Origin of the sequence: Mesorhizobium sp. 2RAF21 (assembly GCF_052115345.1) — a bacterium.
In the GTDB taxonomy this organism is placed as follows: domain Bacteria; phylum Pseudomonadota; class Alphaproteobacteria; order Rhizobiales; family Rhizobiaceae; genus Mesorhizobium; species Mesorhizobium terrae.
The window spans coordinates 150118-165499 of record NZ_JBFRGM010000012.1 but is presented as its reverse complement, the minus strand read 5'-3'; the positions used below and the strand labels follow the sequence as shown (position 1 = coordinate 165499).

18 protein-coding genes and 1 tRNA gene are annotated in these 15382 nt (G+C 58.1%); 17 read left to right on the top strand and 2 right to left on the bottom strand.

Annotated features, from left to right (window positions below; all coding sequences use genetic code 11):
- The first annotated feature begins 27 nt into the window (after window positions 1-27).
- The 7 genes from AB4136_RS20800 (at window position 28) to AB4136_RS20770 (ending at window position 4240) form a co-directional block, all read left to right on the top strand.
- A complete protein-coding gene (locus AB4136_RS20800) occupies window positions 28-585 on the top strand; it encodes a hypothetical protein (RefSeq protein ID WP_137901019.1) in 558 nt (185 codons plus the stop codon).
- Between the two features lie 13 nt (window positions 586-598).
- Entirely contained in the window at window positions 599-2092 is a 1494-nt protein-coding gene (locus tag AB4136_RS20795) for a DnaB-like helicase C-terminal domain-containing protein (protein WP_137901018.1), read from the top strand.
- Window positions 2092-2460: a hypothetical protein gene (locus AB4136_RS20790; RefSeq protein ID WP_137901017.1), complete on the top strand. Its 369-nt coding sequence runs from the start codon at window positions 2092-2094 to the stop codon at window positions 2458-2460. Before AB4136_RS20795 ends, AB4136_RS20790 begins: the two co-directional genes overlap by 1 nt.
- Window positions 2457-2858 (top strand): helix-turn-helix domain-containing protein, encoded by a 402-nt coding sequence (locus AB4136_RS20785; protein ID WP_137901016.1) that lies wholly within the window; start codon window positions 2457-2459, stop codon window positions 2856-2858. Before AB4136_RS20790 ends, AB4136_RS20785 begins: the two co-directional genes overlap by 4 nt.
- The gene (locus tag AB4136_RS20780) at window positions 2855-3301 is read left to right on the top strand and encodes a hypothetical protein (protein ID WP_137901015.1); all 447 of its coding nucleotides are present in this window, start codon (window positions 2855-2857) and stop codon (window positions 3299-3301) included. The genes AB4136_RS20785 and AB4136_RS20780 overlap by 4 nt, the downstream gene beginning before the upstream one ends.
- Window positions 3298-3996, top strand: a complete 699-nt coding sequence (locus tag AB4136_RS20775; protein ID WP_137901014.1) for a hypothetical protein — start codon at window positions 3298-3300, stop codon at window positions 3994-3996. The genes AB4136_RS20780 and AB4136_RS20775 overlap by 4 nt, the downstream gene beginning before the upstream one ends.
- Before the next feature lie 167 nt (window positions 3997-4163).
- A tRNA-Arg gene (locus AB4136_RS20770) sits at window positions 4164-4240 on the top strand.
- A gap of 466 nt (window positions 4241-4706) precedes the next feature.
- On the opposite strand, the gene AB4136_RS20765 is transcribed toward AB4136_RS20770, so the two are convergent.
- Both AB4136_RS20765 and AB4136_RS20760 read right to left on the bottom strand, forming a co-directional pair.
- Entirely contained in the window at window positions 4707-5072 is a 366-nt protein-coding gene (locus AB4136_RS20765) for a hypothetical protein (RefSeq protein WP_137901013.1), read from the bottom strand.
- 78 nt (window positions 5073-5150) lie between these two features.
- The gene (locus AB4136_RS20760; protein WP_137901012.1) at window positions 5151-5693 is read right to left on the bottom strand and encodes a hypothetical protein; all 543 of its coding nucleotides are present in this window, start codon (window positions 5691-5693) and stop codon (window positions 5151-5153) included.
- 312 nt (window positions 5694-6005) lie between these two features.
- On the opposite strand from AB4136_RS20760, the gene AB4136_RS20755 reads away from it, so the two are divergent.
- From AB4136_RS20755 to AB4136_RS20710, 10 genes are all read left to right on the top strand, one after another.
- Window positions 6006-6407, top strand: coding sequence for a terminase small subunit (locus tag AB4136_RS20755; RefSeq protein WP_137901011.1), 402 nt, complete (start codon window positions 6006-6008; stop codon window positions 6405-6407).
- Entirely contained in the window at window positions 6374-7837 is a 1464-nt protein-coding gene (locus AB4136_RS20750; RefSeq protein WP_137901010.1) for a PBSX family phage terminase large subunit, read from the top strand. The genes AB4136_RS20755 and AB4136_RS20750 overlap by 34 nt, the downstream gene beginning before the upstream one ends.
- 9 nt (window positions 7838-7846) lie before the next feature.
- Window positions 7847-9412, top strand: a complete 1566-nt coding sequence (locus AB4136_RS20745; RefSeq protein ID WP_137901009.1) for a phage portal protein — start codon at window positions 7847-7849, stop codon at window positions 9410-9412.
- Window positions 9409-9579 carry a hypothetical protein gene (locus AB4136_RS20740; protein WP_441931559.1) on the top strand — a complete coding sequence of 57 codons (171 nt, stop codon included), beginning with the start codon at window positions 9409-9411 and terminating at the stop codon, window positions 9577-9579. Before AB4136_RS20745 ends, AB4136_RS20740 begins: the two co-directional genes overlap by 4 nt.
- Window positions 9580-9679: 100 nt before the next feature.
- Entirely contained in the window at window positions 9680-10318 is a 639-nt protein-coding gene (locus tag AB4136_RS20735; protein ID WP_441931558.1) for a phage head morphogenesis protein, read from the top strand.
- A 457-nt stretch (window positions 10319-10775) separates the two neighbouring features.
- A complete protein-coding gene (locus AB4136_RS20730) occupies window positions 10776-12488 on the top strand; it encodes a DUF2213 domain-containing protein (RefSeq protein ID WP_137901007.1) in 1713 nt (570 codons plus the stop codon).
- A 12-nt stretch (window positions 12489-12500) separates the two neighbouring features.
- Window positions 12501-13001 (top strand): structural cement protein Gp24, encoded by a 501-nt coding sequence (locus AB4136_RS20725; RefSeq protein ID WP_137901006.1) that lies wholly within the window; start codon window positions 12501-12503, stop codon window positions 12999-13001.
- An 11-nt stretch (window positions 13002-13012) separates the two neighbouring features.
- Window positions 13013-14059 carry a major capsid family protein gene (locus tag AB4136_RS20720; protein ID WP_137901005.1) on the top strand — a complete coding sequence of 349 codons (1047 nt, stop codon included), beginning with the start codon at window positions 13013-13015 and terminating at the stop codon, window positions 14057-14059.
- Between the two features lie 111 nt (window positions 14060-14170).
- Window positions 14171-14569 carry a hypothetical protein gene (locus AB4136_RS20715; protein ID WP_137901004.1) on the top strand — a complete coding sequence of 133 codons (399 nt, stop codon included), beginning with the start codon at window positions 14171-14173 and terminating at the stop codon, window positions 14567-14569.
- Between the two features lie 381 nt (window positions 14570-14950).
- On the top strand, window positions 14951-15376 hold the full coding sequence (locus AB4136_RS20710; protein ID WP_171020965.1) for a hypothetical protein: 426 nt from the start codon (window positions 14951-14953) through the stop codon (window positions 15374-15376).
- Window positions 15377-15382: the final 6 nt, after the last annotated feature.

Here is a 15382-nt window from a genome sequence, read left to right as displayed (position 1 = left end):
CGACCCGGGGAGACAGGGACACTCACATTGCAGGCGAAGGCGTTTCAGGCGTCGGCCTGGCCGACGCCTACTGCGAACGACTGGAAGGGCAGCGGCCCAACGCTGGAGCGCAAGGACGGCCAGATGCGAGGCGACCGGCTGGACTATGCGACGGAACAGCTTTGGTCGACACCGCGGGCATCGGACGGGGAGAAGGGCGGGCCGAACCAAGCCTTTGGAGCGGGCGGGGTGCCGTTACCAGCGCAGACGGTGCAATGGCCGACGCCGACATCGTTGAGTTTCGGAGACAGCCATCAGCCGGGGAACTCGCGCTCATACAACGAGACGATGCGGTTGGCCTCTTTCCTCCCGGGCCAAGCGACCTCTCCAGTTGGCGACGTACCCTTGAAAGAGCGCCGGAGCTTGAACCCGCTGTTCGTCGAGTGGCTGATGGGCTGGCCTCCCGGTTGGACGTTGGGCGTGTGGATCGACTTCGCATGCTCGGCAACGGAGTTGTCCCGCTTCAAGCAGCGTATGCGATCCGCACTCTCGCAGCTCGCCTTGCCGGCAGAGGCTCCGCCGGCGCAGCTCGCCTTGTTCGGATGATGGAGGTGGCAGAGTGAACGCTCACAGCTACGATTTCGCCCTTCCTCGTGAATCCCCGAACAACATCGAGGCCGAACAGGCTCTGTTGGGTGCGCTGTTTGCCAACAATGATCTCGTGGGATCGTTGGAGTTTCTGCGCCCATCCCATTTTTTCGAACCTCTACACCGCAGAATCTATGACACCTGCATCGAATTGATCAAATTGGGAAAGACTGCGAACCCGGTCACGGTGAAGTCGTTCCTGCCTGCTGATGAAAAAGTTGGCGGCATGACGGTGGCGCAATATCTAGCTCGGCTGGCAGCTGAGGCGGTGACCGTCATCAATGCTGTGGACTATGCGCGCGCTATCGAAGACATGTCCCGACGCCGACGGCTGATCGTGGCTGCAGACCACCTGCGTGAAGCCGCATTTGACGCCCCTGCGGAAGCGGACCCGCAATCGCTCGGCGACATGGCAATCGACGAAATATCTGCTGCTTGTGAGACAGATGCGGAAACGCTTGGTGCGATCAGCATGGGCGATGCCATCACGTCCGCCATCGACATGGCAAACGCCGCCTTCATGAAGGACGGCAAACGGGCGGCCGGTATCGGGTATCGAGTTGGGCCGCTTGAGCGCCTAATCGGGCCGTTGTTCGGTGGGCAGTTGATCATCATTGGCGGCGCGACCAAGCAGGGCAAGAGCGGATTGGTCGGTCAGATGTCAATCGGCGCGGCGCTGGAAGGATACCCAGTCGATTTCTATTCCGGCGAGATGACGGCCCAGGAATTGGCCATGCGCGAAATATCGCGGCGCATCGGTGTTCCGGTCCGCAGGCAAAAGCGCGGCGAACTCACCGAGGCGCAGTTCGCGCAGATGGTGGAAGTCCACCAAGCACTTAAAGACACACCGATCCTCATTCAAAATCGCCGTCTGACACTGCCGCAGTTGAAGGATCGCTGGAGACGCATCGTGCGCAAACGCGGCAAGTCCCTGTTGATCCTGGATCATGCCGGGTTGCTCGATCGGGATAGGGCCACGGCCAAAATGAGCAACTGGGAGTTTGGCGAGGAAGTCACCCGCGAACTGAAGGCGACGGCACGCGATCTCGATTGCCCGATTGTCGTCTGCGTCCAGTTGAAGAAAAACACCTTCGCGGAAAACAAAGGGCCGCTCAACGAGAAGTTCCTTAACGACATTATCCGCCGCAAGCCTCGGTATTCCGACCTCATAGGGGCAGTCGAACGGGATGCCGATCACGTCATCATGCCGTTCCGGCCCGAGGTTTTCCTGATGGAAAACGAGCCTACGCCTGGCTCTGAACTCTACGGAGTATGGGAATGCAAGGTCGCCGAATGGCGCGGCCGGGCACAGTTCGTTCTTGCCCTGTCGCGTGAGTTGCCATGGCCCGCAAACGTTACCGTTGGATGGGACGGCGGCACCACTTCATTCTTCGAAATTGGCGAGAACGGGTTTCCCGAAAGATTCGACACGCCCGTTTCCTCTGATCCTATGAGGCTGTTCTGATGCCCAACGCACCCGATTTCCTTCCAGAATACTGGTATCTGCCGGTCGGTGGCGGCTACGTTCCGGCCTATCGATTGTTTACTGGCAAGCAGCTTCATATTGTTCCGGGCAATCAGCCAATGGCGACTGCTGGACAAGCCATGGCTGTGGCCAGGGAATATGTCAGGCAGCGTCTCAACTCGCCTGTACAGGCCTGCACGGTCGAGCCGGAGGCAGAACTCGATGAAATCGAACGATGGCGCCGCAAGAAGGCCGATGAAGCCGCCGCGGAAAAGGCCAAGGTGTTCGGCTCTGCACCAATGACGCCGCGCAATGCCAGCGGATCGACTGTAGCCGTCGAATACAGGAACCGGAGGGCACGGGCATGACGATCCACCCACGTATTCCCCCTATCGACCTCGACACCGCAAGCCGTGACCGCCTCATAGGCCACATCGATGCGTTGGAGGATATTCTCCAAACCCTTCTCCCCGCCGAAAGCGATAGCGAGCTCTCCAAATTGAGAGCACTCGGGCTGACACGGACACAAGCGCGGATGCTCGCCTGTCTGACCAATGGCAGAACCCAGTCCCGCCAGCAGCTCAGGACTGCCAGCCGGCAATGGGGTGACGAGTACGAGACTAAATCGGTCGATGTCATCATCCATCACATTCGCAAGAAGCTACACCACCACGGCATCGAAATAAGGAACGATTGGGGAAGCGGGTTCTATATGGACCCGGCGAGCATCGCCAAACTGCAGGCTGTCCTGGCGGAGGAAAAATGATCGATCCGCACGTGCAAAGCTTATGCGATGAATTCGGCGTTCCGATCGTTCCGAAGCATCGCTATCCAGCCATAGGCGAGACGCGAGCCGTCGCAGCCATCCGCAAGGTCATTGAACGTGGCGGAATGGATGACGCCCGCGTCGTCATGCGCACTTTGACCGAGACAGCCAACAACAAGGCCAGCCTCGAAGCGGAGTGCATCGGTGCGGCCTTCGACCTCTACAGGCACGGCAGGGATCGCTTCGAGCATGACCCTTCCAAATGGATGGAAGTCTGGGACATTTGCCCTGTGGCTGAATTGCAGGCCATCGCGCATGATTTACGCGGCTTCGTTCCTTTGCGACCCGCATTGGCCGGCATGATCTACGAACGCATCTGGCGCGCCTATGGGCCTAGATCCATTCAACCCGATCTTCTCGATGACAGGAACTTCCAGCCATGACCGAAGGCGATATCGCAGAACTGTTCATCCGCGCTGCGGAGACCGAGGCCAAGTTGCCCGAGGTCAATGGGCTTCGGGAAAACTTCGGCAGGTACACATTGCCGTGGGTGCATGATCTCGGCGATATCAATGGGCGCAGGCGTGAGTTTGGGGACCAACTCCTACCAGGGGACGACCCCTTGGGTGATTGGTCGAAGTCCGCCAGCCGCGTGTTGGCGGAGTGGGGCAAACGACCGACGACACGGCAGATTGAGAATTGGGAGCGGTGCATGGACATCATGCGATCCTTTCTTACCGACGAAGGTCAGAGGCGTTCATTGTGGGCATGGGCGAGGGCACAAGCGGGCACCTTGACCAGGCCGGGACGGCGCAGCAGGATCAGCTTTGCGCGCTGGTGTCGCGATGTCGAGAAGATTGCGGAAATCACTGGTCACAGGCGAAAAAACCGCGCCATTGCATCACTTTTTGCAGGAATGCACGGCAAACCTGATTTGCATTGCAAAAATCATGCGGAAGGGGTGTTGCCTGATACCCAAGAAATCAGTCATATTTTCGCTACGGTCGAAGGTGATCGCGCAGTATACGACGCCAAGCGAGTATACTCATGGCGTGATGACCCAAGCTTCAGCAAATCAACTGGCATGAGCCTTCGTGAGTGGCGCAACGCCAAGCGGCGCCAGAAGCAGGCGGCTTAGATCGTTCGCAAGCGTATCTTGCGAGTAGGCGACGGCCGCCGAAGATAGCCGTAGTCGGTTGAACGCGACAGGAAGGCCTCGTGAACAACGCACCTGCTTCGGCAGGCCGACTAAGGCAGCAATAGAGTTTCCGCGAGAGCGGACAGGGTTGGGCGCACCGGGACCGCGCACAAGTAGCTCAACAGGATAGAGCGACCGACTTCTAATCGGTAGGTTTCTGGTTCGAGTCCAGACATGTGCGCCATTCATCGCCGTCCATGACGGCAACGACAGTCCGGCACCGGTAGCAGGATAATGGCCCGGTCGCGTTAAGGTCACCATGGGGGCGGTGGCGTCGGCAGAAATGCGAGATGAACCGGCAGATGCTTGCGGGGCCTGCCCGTCTCGTAGCGAGGCTCAGGAGCTATCCTGGCAGCCGGTGAAAGGCCGGCCCTCGCTGTATCATTCGAATTGCCCGCGCCAGCGCTCCATGACCTCAAGAGCCATGTGCCAGCGGATGCCAGTGTGGGTAAGCAAATCAGGAACGGCGGACGGACGAGGCTAAGGCCCGTGAGGTGCTTGGGAAAGTGTGGGAGGCGAAAGCCGATGTACCACTCCCCTGATCGCCAAGGCGGGGTGGGAAGCGAGCGGTCCAGTCCGTTCCTGATACCAATGCGGGGTCATCATGCCAGTAACGATCCCCCTGCAATGCTCAGAGCGGCGGTGGCGTTCTACTTCTTCGTTTGATGGGCTGCTGCATCAGATACTTCTCGTCCTCTTCGGTCGATGAAATCGCGAAGCGCGGTGTGGTTATCAGAAATCCGCTGCATCGCTTCTGGTGTCAGTTTGCCCTTCGATGCCTCTTCGAGAAGTTCAAGGTGGTAGGCGAAGTGAAGTGAAATCGGATAGAGGCTGCCACCTATCTTAGAGATCACATCAGATCGGTACTTGTAGTCGGAAAGGGCGAGCTCAACCGCCTTTTCGCGGAGGTGTCGCCTTTCATCTCTCCTGCCTTGAATCCATATCGTGATGATGGAAGTTGCGGAACCGATCAGCGCGCCGGCCAAAGCTGATACCAGCGGAACCCAAAACTCCATGCCCATTCTCCCCAAGGCCCGTCATGAGAGCTTCGCCCAGGCACTGGCAAAGGGCAAGACGGCGTCACCTAGGGGCATCTAGTAATCGAGAAAGCCGGGGTTCATGCATGTGCGCTCGGCAATACTCCCGAAGGCCTCAATCAGGAATGGCGGCCTTGGTGCACGAGTTTCCTTCTGGATGATATAGCGCAGGGCAAATGAACTGGAGCGGCCGTGCAGGTGGGAGAGAACACCTAATGCTCCAACTAGAACGTCGCGAGGATTCTCCGAAAAGTCGTCGTTAGGCCATTTCCCGCCGTCTCTTGCCGCCGACCAAACCAATTCAGCGGCTTGGAGCGATTCCCGTCTAAGAATTTCATTGGCGTCAGCCGACCACAGCTTCAACAAATCGTGCCCGTAGGTGGACCGCACTTCATCTTGGTTCGCGCCATGGCGTATGAGTGGGTATTTGAAAAGTAACTCGGCTCCGTGCGCTAGCAGATGTAACGCCGGCGTCTGCAGCAATCTGCCTCTCGTTCTCCATTCCGTTGAATCGCACAGCACTTGGGCGGCTGTAAGATAGCGCTGCGCACCTGCAACAAACTGTCCTTGGATCGTCATGAAAAAATCGTTCTCATCCATCGACTTTGCGCACTTCAGCCCCCTCTAAAGTAGACAAAAGATAGATCAGGTTAGATGCAGACAGGCAAGAAGACTGGCGATGCTGAGGAACAGGATATGCCGCCCCAGCGTAAACTGAGGCGGCTCGCTCGTCATATCAGATGTAGAATGGCAATGATCGCGTAAGCGATTGCCAGCAGTGCGTCGCGCATTTCGAGTGCCCTCCTTTCCAAGGCTAATTAGTCGGGACATGGCTTTCTGTCAGGAACAGCCGCTCCTTTTGTTCCTATAGGCGGGAGATGGTTTCAGCATCCACTGGCCCGAGATTGTGAAATGAATCTCACTGACAAGCAGCAGCGCTTCGTCGCGGAATACCTAGTGGATCTGAATGCTACCCAGGCAGCGATACGCGCTGGGTACAGCGAGAAGACGGCGCGGAGTGTCGGGTCCGAAAACCTGACGAAACCTGACATCGCGGATTTGATCCGAAAGAAGCAGGAAAGAGTCGCCGAGAAAGCCGAATGGACGGCCGTGGACAGGCTTGCGGCCCTCAAGCGTATCTCCGATGCCGCCGAGAAGAACGACGCCCGAGTGGCCGTCTCTGCCATCGCTGAGGCCAACAAGATGCAGGGCAGTCATGCCCCGACGAAGACTGAGGTCTCAGGTCCAGAAGGTGGCCCGATCCAGACAGAAAGCCGGACATGGCGCGACGTGCTGCGCAGCGAGAAGAGTTAGAGGACAGCACGCACCTCACCAACCCGGCGCTTTATGACTTTTGGGAAGAGGTGTTCCTCGGCAGCGTCGACATTGCTGTCCTGCACGGTGGTCGATCCAGTTCGAAGACGAGGGATACCGCCTGCCAGTTGGTGAGGCTGATCAATCACCTGACTGTCAAGATGCGCGTTCTTTGCATCCGGCGCTTTCAGAATCGCATTCAGGAATCGGTCTACACTGAACTGAAGTGGGCCATAAATCATCTCGGGCTCAGTGCCGCGTTCGACGTCATGAAGACGACGATCGTCCACAAGGCGACCGGTTCCGAGTTCATCTTCTACGGGATCGAGCGAAACCTCGACGACATCAAAGGCACGTCGGACATCGACATCCTTTGGGTGGAGGAGGCGGAGAAACTTACGGAAGAGCAGTGGGTCGTTATCGCGCCGACGATCCGCAAAGAGGACAGCCTCACGATCCTGCTCTTCAATCCGAAATTCGTTACGGACTATGTGTGGAAGAATTTCGTTGTAAGCACCCCCGAGCACTGCCTAGTCCACAAGATCGACTACTCGGAAAACCCGTTCCTCTCGGACAAGGCCAAGCGCGACATTGCGGCAATGCAAGAGCGCGAGCCTGAGAAGTTCGAGCACGTTTACGGTGGCGTACCACTCGGCGATAGCGAGCTTTCGATCTTCAAGCGGCGTTGGCTGGATGCCTGCGTTGATGCGCATACCGTCCTGAATGTCACGTTGACCGGCCGGAATACGATCGGCTTCGATCCTGCCGATGACGGCGAGGATAATTGCGCCACTGCCGACAAGATCGGAGGCATATTCTTCGACGCCGAAGACTGGGCATCTGGCAAGGATGAACTTGTTCAGAACGCCAAGCGGGTTTGGGCCAAAGCCAAACTCATGGGAGCGACAGTCTCTTACGACACGATCGGTGTGGGTGCTTTCGTCGGTGGCTACATCGATGAGCAGAACCGTGAAAACCAAGCGAAGGTTCAGCACTACGCATTCCATGCCGGCGGCGCGGTGGAAGATCCTGATAAGCCGAGCGATCCCTACAATCGGCAAAGCCCGCTCAACAAGGACGAGTATCTGAACCGCAAGGCACAGGCGTGGGCCAACACGGCTCGCCGCGCGATGTTGACGTTCAATGCGGTGACGCGGGGCCACGCCATCAAGCCTGAGGACGTTCTATCGTTCTCTTCGGGGATGGGTGTTGCCAAACTCGACGCACTATTCACCGAGCTATGCGTGCCGTGGTGGGTTGAAACCGAGGGCAAAAAACGGGTCGTGCCGAAGGTGAAGCTCAAGAAGGACCTGGGCGTGAAGTCTCACAACCTGGCGGATGCTGTGATCGCTGCGGACAATTCGCATGCCAAGCGCCCGATGATCATCAGCCCGACGGCGGTGACACAGACGGCAATGCCTGGAATCTGAGGAAGCTTCATGTTGTCTTGGTTCTGGCGCCGGAAGGCCGAAATAGTAACGGCCGAGGTGGCGCAACCTGCTCAACAGGTCATGAAGGTATCGCAGGAGGCTGTTGCCGCGACGCGCGTCGTTCAGGCGGAAGTCCGGCCGTTCAAGGCTGCAGTCCATCCCCCGTTGGTTGGAACGCATGACAAAGCCATCGCCATGGATACGGCGATGGACAGCATCAACGGCTGGGCCGCCAATGCCTATGCCAGCGCTGCGGCAACGTTCGGCTACCAGGGTTCGGCCTTCATGGGCTACCCGGTCCTGGCCGAACTCGCGCAGCGTCCGGAATATCGGATGATGTCGGAGATCATCGCCGGGGAATGCACTCGCCGCTGGATCAGATTTACGGCCAAGAATAAGGCCCAAGAGAAGGACAAGGCTGAGCGGATCACTGAACTCGAGGCGGAGTTCAAGCGCCTCAATGTCAGGGCGGTGTTCAAAAAGGTCGCCGAGACCGACGGGTACTTCGGGCGAGCTCATATCAGCATCGATACCGGCGATTCCAAAAATCCCGAAGAGATGGCCAAGAGTATCGGCGATGGCTGGGACAAGGTTTCGGCAGCCAAAATTGGAAAGGGCAGCATCAAGAAGTTGAAGCTCATCGAGCCGGTCTGGATATACCCGACGGGCTACAATGCGGCCGATCCTTTTGAGGATGGCTGGTACGACCCACAATCCTGGAACGTGATGGGCAGGAGCGTCCACAAGACACGGTTGCTGACGTTTATCGGCCGCCCGGTGCCGGATCTGCTGAAACCGGCCTATTCGTTCGGGGGCATCTCGCTGTCACAGATGGCGTATCCCTATGTCGAGAACTGGTTGAAAACTCGGCAGGGCGTCAACGACATCATCACGTCGTTTACGCAGTTCGTTCTGAAGACAGGAATGGATGCCGTTCTGAGCGGTGGTTCGGCTGACAGCATGCTGGCCCGCGCGGCGATGTTCAACAATACGCGATCCAATCGCGGTTTGCTGATGATCGACAAAGAGGCGGAGGAGTTCGAGAATGTCTCGTCGCCACTCAGTGGCCTCGACGCGCTCCAGGCTCAATCACAGGAGCATATGGCATCCGTTAGCCATATCCCAACGGTGAAGCTGCTCGGCGTCCAGCCGGCGGGCCTGAACGCATCGTCGGAAGGTGAGTTGCGGTCGTTTTATGACTGGACACACAGCTTCCAGGAGGACCTTTATCGCCAGAACTTGCATGCCCTCTTAGGTTTGGTGATGCTTTCGCTGTGGGGTGAAACCGACGATGGCATCGATTTCGAATTCGAGCCGCTGTGGTCTCTCGACGAGAAGGGCCTGGCTGAAGTCGAGAAGACGAAGGCCGAAACCCGCCAGATTGATATCGATTCCGGTGTTGTCTCGCCAGAGGAAGCGCGCAGTAGCCTAGCAAGCGATCCAGACAGCATGTATCAAAACCTCGATCCGGACGAAGTGCCGGACCTCCTCATTGAGGAGGAAGAAGGCCTTGAGCCGAAGGGCGGCCATCCTATAAATGGGCTATTCGACGACGGGAAAAAGGCCGCGGCGTGATCAAGCTTGATCTCTGGGATGTCATCAACGCGAGAACGCCGAAAGATCGGCCAATCGCTGATACGCTGAAGGATCGCGATGTCGAGCCTGCAAAGCCGGAAGCGAGCGCCCCGGAGCAAGACGGAAAAGGTGCTTCGCCCGGTTCGACCAAACGTCGGGATCGCTGAAGCATACCGGAAGAAGCTTGATCGTCTCGTCGAGGCCATGCACGTCAGTGTGATGTACTGGGTCAAGGCGTCGTATCGAGCGAACGAGCCACGTGTTGCAATGGACGAGACGCCGGCGGATGTGCTTCGGCGCACCATGAAACAACTTTCGGCGCAGTGGCTGAAGAAGTTCGATACCGCAGCCGAGAACTTGGCAGCCTACTTCGCGCAATCGGTTGAGAAACGATCCACCGCGGCGCTGAAGAAGATTCTTCGCGACGGCGGCATGTCGGTCGAGTTCAAGATGACGCCGGTGATGCGGGATGTTGTCGACGCCACGGTTCACCAGAATGTTGCCCTGATCAAATCGATCCCCGCCCAGTATCTGGACCAGGTCGAGGGAATGGTGATGCGATCGGTGCAGACCGGCCGCGATCTCGGGCAACTGGCGTCCGATCTGGAGACAAGGCTGGGCGTCACCAAGCGCCGGGCCGCGTTTATATCCTTGGATCAGAACAACAAGGCTACGGCGGCTTTCAATCGGGTCAGGTTGCAGGAAGTCGGGATCGACGAGGCCATCTGGACGCACAGCGGTGCCGCCAGGGAGCCCCGCCATACACATCTGAAGGCCGGGCGCGAAAAGACACGCTATCAGGTTTCGAAAGGTTGGTACGATCCCGCTGTGAAGCAATTCATTCAGCCCGGCGAACTGATCAACTGCAGATGCGTCGGCAGGCCGGTGATCAAGGGATTTTCGTGATGGGATTGATTGCATCGCCCCCACCGGTTCTTCCAAAAGACCCGGCTGAAAGGGCCCGCGCCTTGAAGGTAATGCGCTCCATCGATCGTCGAACAAACTACGATCTGCCCGGTGGCTCGTTCCGCAGTCCTGGCATGATCATGATCTTTGGCATTTGTTTCGCCATTTGGTCCGCTGTCGCGATGGGCTGGTAGCCCAGACGCCGAGTGAAAAGAGGGTTTCGTGATGATTGTCAGCGAAATCCGAATAGCCGTGCCATTGGCGCTCCGGGCGAAACTACGGGCCCGCATGGTCTTCTGGAAGCTTTGTGCTCTCTTCGGTTGGCAACCTTCAGAAGCCGACTACGACAGATTGGCGCGTTGGATACTCGACCGCTTGCGTCTCACGGTCGAATAGACCGCACTCCTAACACTGCGAGAATTCTATGCCGGCTGTCTCTGAGGCTCAGCGGAAGGCGATGTTTGCCGCCGCCGCTGGCAAATCTACGCTCGGCATCCCAAGGGCCGTTGGCGAAGAGTTCGTTGGAAAGGACGCGGCCGAAGCACGCCCGCTCTATGTTCGCCGCTCGTTGCTGAACACCCGTGAATTCCTGGCATGGGCGATCCTGCAGGGCTTCGACGAGACGCTGAAGGCCGACGATCTCCATGTGACAGTGGCCTACAGCAACGAGCCGGTCGATTGGGACCGGTTCAAGCCGCGCGAGAACACTGCCGTCGCCATCCTCGGCCCCCGATCGGTCGAGGAGCTTGGTGACAAGGGAGCGGTCTGCCTTCTGTTTCAGAGTGACGAACTCGCGGAACGCCACCGCACCTTTGAGGACGGCGGCGCATCTTGGGATTGGCCGCAATATAGGCCGCACGTCACGATTACCTATTTCGGAGCGGGCGTCGATCTGACCAAGGTCGCGCCATATGACGGCCCCTTGGAATTCGGACCCGAGGTCTTCGAGGAAATCGATGACAACTGGTTGGATCGCGTGAAGGGTGCGCAGGATTGCATCGCGTTGGACCGGGCCACGGTTCGCTCGATCGATGCCGACGGCCACCTCCACGTCGAGCGGACCCCGATTAGCAAGGCGGTGGTCAACCCATACTATGGCCGTGAGGTTCCAGATTTCGAACGGCTTGGCCTCGATCCAGAGCACATCTACCGGCTGTATCGTGATCCCAAGGAACTGGCGCGTGCCGCGTCGAGCTTTGAGGGCAAGCCGCTCTTGATCCGCCACAAGCCGGTCAACGCCGATGATCATCCCAAGGAACTAACCGTCGGCACAATCGGAAGCCCGGTCAGCTTCGACGCGCCCTATCTCACCGCGCCGTTGACGGTGTGGGATGGCAAGGCAATCGAGTTGATCGAGACCGACGAACAACGAGAGCTTTCAGCCGGGTATCGATACCGCCCGGATATGACACCGGGCACTACGCCGGATGGGGAAGCTTTTGACGGCACGATGAGAGACATCGGGGGTAATCATTTAGCCCTCGTTGAGCAGGGCCGCGCAGGCCCGGACGTTCTTGTCCAAGATAGCGCACTCACCCCACGTCCCATGGAGAACATCACAATGGCGACTTCGCCGAAAGCAAAGGCGCGCGCGGCGAGGGTCGCGGCGTTCAAAACTGCCCTCGACGGTAAACTGGCGGCAGACGCCAATATCGACGAGGTGATCAAGACGCTCATCGCCCAGGACGAAATGGAGCCTCGCGGCGAAGACGAGGAGCATGAAGACAAGAAGGCCGAGGACGAAGAAGAAGACGAAAAGGCCAAGGGCGCCAAGGACGACGGCGAGGAAGTCGCCGAAGACGAGGATGATGAGGACGACAAGGAGGAGAAGGTCAGCAAGTCCGCCATGGATGAAGCGATCCGAACCTCTGCCGAAGCCGTCGAGAAGCGTGTTCGGAAACAGTTCAACGACATCCGCATCGCCGAGGACGAGGTTCGCCCCTACGTCGGCAAAATCGCCGTGGCCTGCGACAGCGCCGACAAGGTCTATCGTCACGCCCTGGATGCCATGAAGATCGATATCGCGGGTCTTCACCCCTCGGCATATCGCTCCCTGTTGAAGGCTCTCCCCGTGCCTTCGACTTCCGCCGCTCCCGTCACCACTGCCATGGATGCCGCCGCTCAGGACGCTTATTCGCAGCGTTTCCCGAACGCCGGCCGCCTCAAGTAAGGAGATCCAGCAATGTTCCAGAGGCAGGTCAATCTCACCCAGGCGCCGGCCGTTGCCGGTCAGGTCGCCTCCGTCAATCCGCGCCATTCGGCTCTTACCGTGGAAGGCGGCTTTTGCGCCGGTGCCAATGGCGTCACCGTCGGTCTGTTCGCATGGACGGCCAATGACACCAATGGCGTTCCGCGGCTCCTGAACAACACCGGTTCGGGTTTGCCCACTGGTATCGTGATCCGGACCGAACAGGCCATCATCACGACGTATCTGACCGAGTTCGGCAACACGATCCCATCCGGCTTCCCGGCCGGCGATATCATCAACGGCGGTGATGTCTGGGTGAACAATGCCGGCGCCGGTGCGGCCACGGTCGGCATGAAGGCGTTCGCCAATCTCACGACTGGTGTGATCTCCTTCGCAGCCGCTGGCGCCACTGTCGCCGGCAGCATCGAGACCAAGTTCTATGCGGCCACCGCTGGTGCTGCGTCGGAACTCATCAAAATGACCGACACGATCTAAGCGAGGCAGCCATGATCAAGCACGTTGATTTCACCCGCCTTGAGCAGGACTGGGGTATTGTCGTCCTCGCTCAGGACTACCTTCCGCTCGATTACAAGCGAAACTATCAGGTCGCACTGGATGCCCAGCCGACGCTCGCCGTTGGTCCCGGCTCCAGCGGTGTCCCGGCGCTGTTCACGACCTATGTCGATCCGGAAGTGATCCGGGTTCTTCAGTCTCCCAACAAGGGCGCTGACATCCTCGGCGAACGCAAGGAAGGCGACTGGACGACCCAGACAGCCATGTTCCTCGTCGTGGAAAACACCGGTGAGGTGTCCAGCTACGGCGACCAGAACAATGTCGGCATGTCGGACGCGAATGCCACGTTCCCGCAGCGCCAGTCCTATCTGTTCCAGACCATCATCGAATATGGCGATCTTGAACAGGCTCGCATGGCGACGGCAAAGCTGAACTGGGTTGCTGAAAAGCAGATGTCGGCCGCACTAACGCTGAGCAAGTTCCAGGATTACACCTATCACAACGGTGTTGCTGGTCTGCAGAACTATGGCCTGCTCAATGATCCGGCCCTGTCGGCTCCGCTGACCCCGGCCACGAAGGCAGCGGGTGGCGTGACCTGGATCACGGGCGCCGGCGTCATCAATGCCACGGCCAATGAAGTGTTCGCGGACATCCAGGCCATCTTCAACAAGTTGGTGGCACAGACCGCCGGCCGTGTTGAGGCGACTGATGACATGACCCTGGCGCTGCCTCCGGGCTCTGCCGTGGCCATGACCTCGACCAACTCGTTCGGCGTCAATGTCACCGATCTTCTGGCCAAGAACTTCCCCAAGCTGAAGGTGAAGACCTCGCCGCGCTATGCCACCGGTGCCGGCAATGTCGTCCAGCTCATCGCCGATCGTTTCGACGGTCAGGACACCGGCTTCTGCTCCTTCAATGAAAAATCCCGGGATCATGCCATCGTTCGCGAGCTCTCGGCCTGGAAGCAGAAGAAGACGGCGGGTAGTTGGGGTGCGGTCATTAGATACCCAGCGGCAGTAGCGCAGCTATTGGGCGTTTGAACGGGAAAACGAATATGGTATACTCGGAGTTCAAAGATTGATTTCCGAGTATATCAATGTCAAAGAAGTCTGGAACAGATAAATCATGTCAGAACTGCTCTAATTCGTACTATGTCCCGGCATGGCGAGAGCCTAGCAATTTCTGTTCAATGGCTTGCTTATACGAATGGCGCCGTATTCAACCTCGTCGCACAACCACTGTTTCGTTGGTTTGTGCGGAATGTGGATCGCCATACGATGTGCCGACATGCCGAGAAAAGAAGTCCAGATTTTGTTCTCTCGAATGCACTGGAGCCAACACGCTCCGGTATCATGGGAATAAGATCAGGGCAGCCTCCATTGAAAATCGTCGGGAGTTCGCTTTCTCCGAAAGTGAGAAAATCGAGAGAAAAAAGCTCTCTCAACGGCAAGGTTATGCCAAACACCGACCGAGAATTCGGGAAAAGCAAAGATCTGCCTACCAAGAAACTGCTGCCGATCGAAAAATCAGGGCCAAAGCGGATCGCGTGAGCAATCCTGAAAAATTCAAGCAGTGGCGAAAGAATTCACGGGCTCGCAACGGCGACATAATCCGTGAAAGACGGCGTAATGACTACCGAAAAAATCGAGCTTGTTACATTGCCAACGCTAGGCAACGTGAATTTGACCTAAAGGCAAGAACACCCTCTTGGGCTGATATGAATGCGATCGCAGAGATCTATGCGGAAGCTGATCGCCTTACTCGCGAAACCGGCATCTCGCATCATGTGGATCATATCTATCCTCTTCGAGGAAAGACTTGCAGCGGTCTGCACGTTCACACGAATTTGAGAGTAGTCCCCGCGTCTATCAACCTTGCGAAGTCCAATTCGATGCCGGAAGGCATCTAGTATCGTAAAAAGGAAACTCACCATGGCGAAAACGGTAACCGTGGCTTGCCGCCTCCCGCATGGGCTGGTTCTCCAACTCCAGCGTCAAACGAGCCGTCCGGAGCCCGTCATGGGCGGCGGCTCGCGAGACGTGCCGGTGTGGGAGAAGGTGGGTGATACCATCACCCTGAACGGATGGTCTCACGCTGTCGACCGCGCCGCGCCGAACCTGATCATGAACGGCTACGCGCTGACCTACAACGTCGATGCCGACTTCATGGACAAATGGATGGAGCAGAACGCCGATCATCCGGCCGTGAAGTCGGGCAACATCATGGTCATGACCCGGGCAGGCGACATCAAGGCCCGCACCCAGGATCATGTCGGCGAACGTGTCGGTTTCGAGCCGCACGATCCGAAGAACCCGATCCCCGAGTTCAAGCGCCGCGTCGAAACCGCTGCGGCCTGAGGTCTG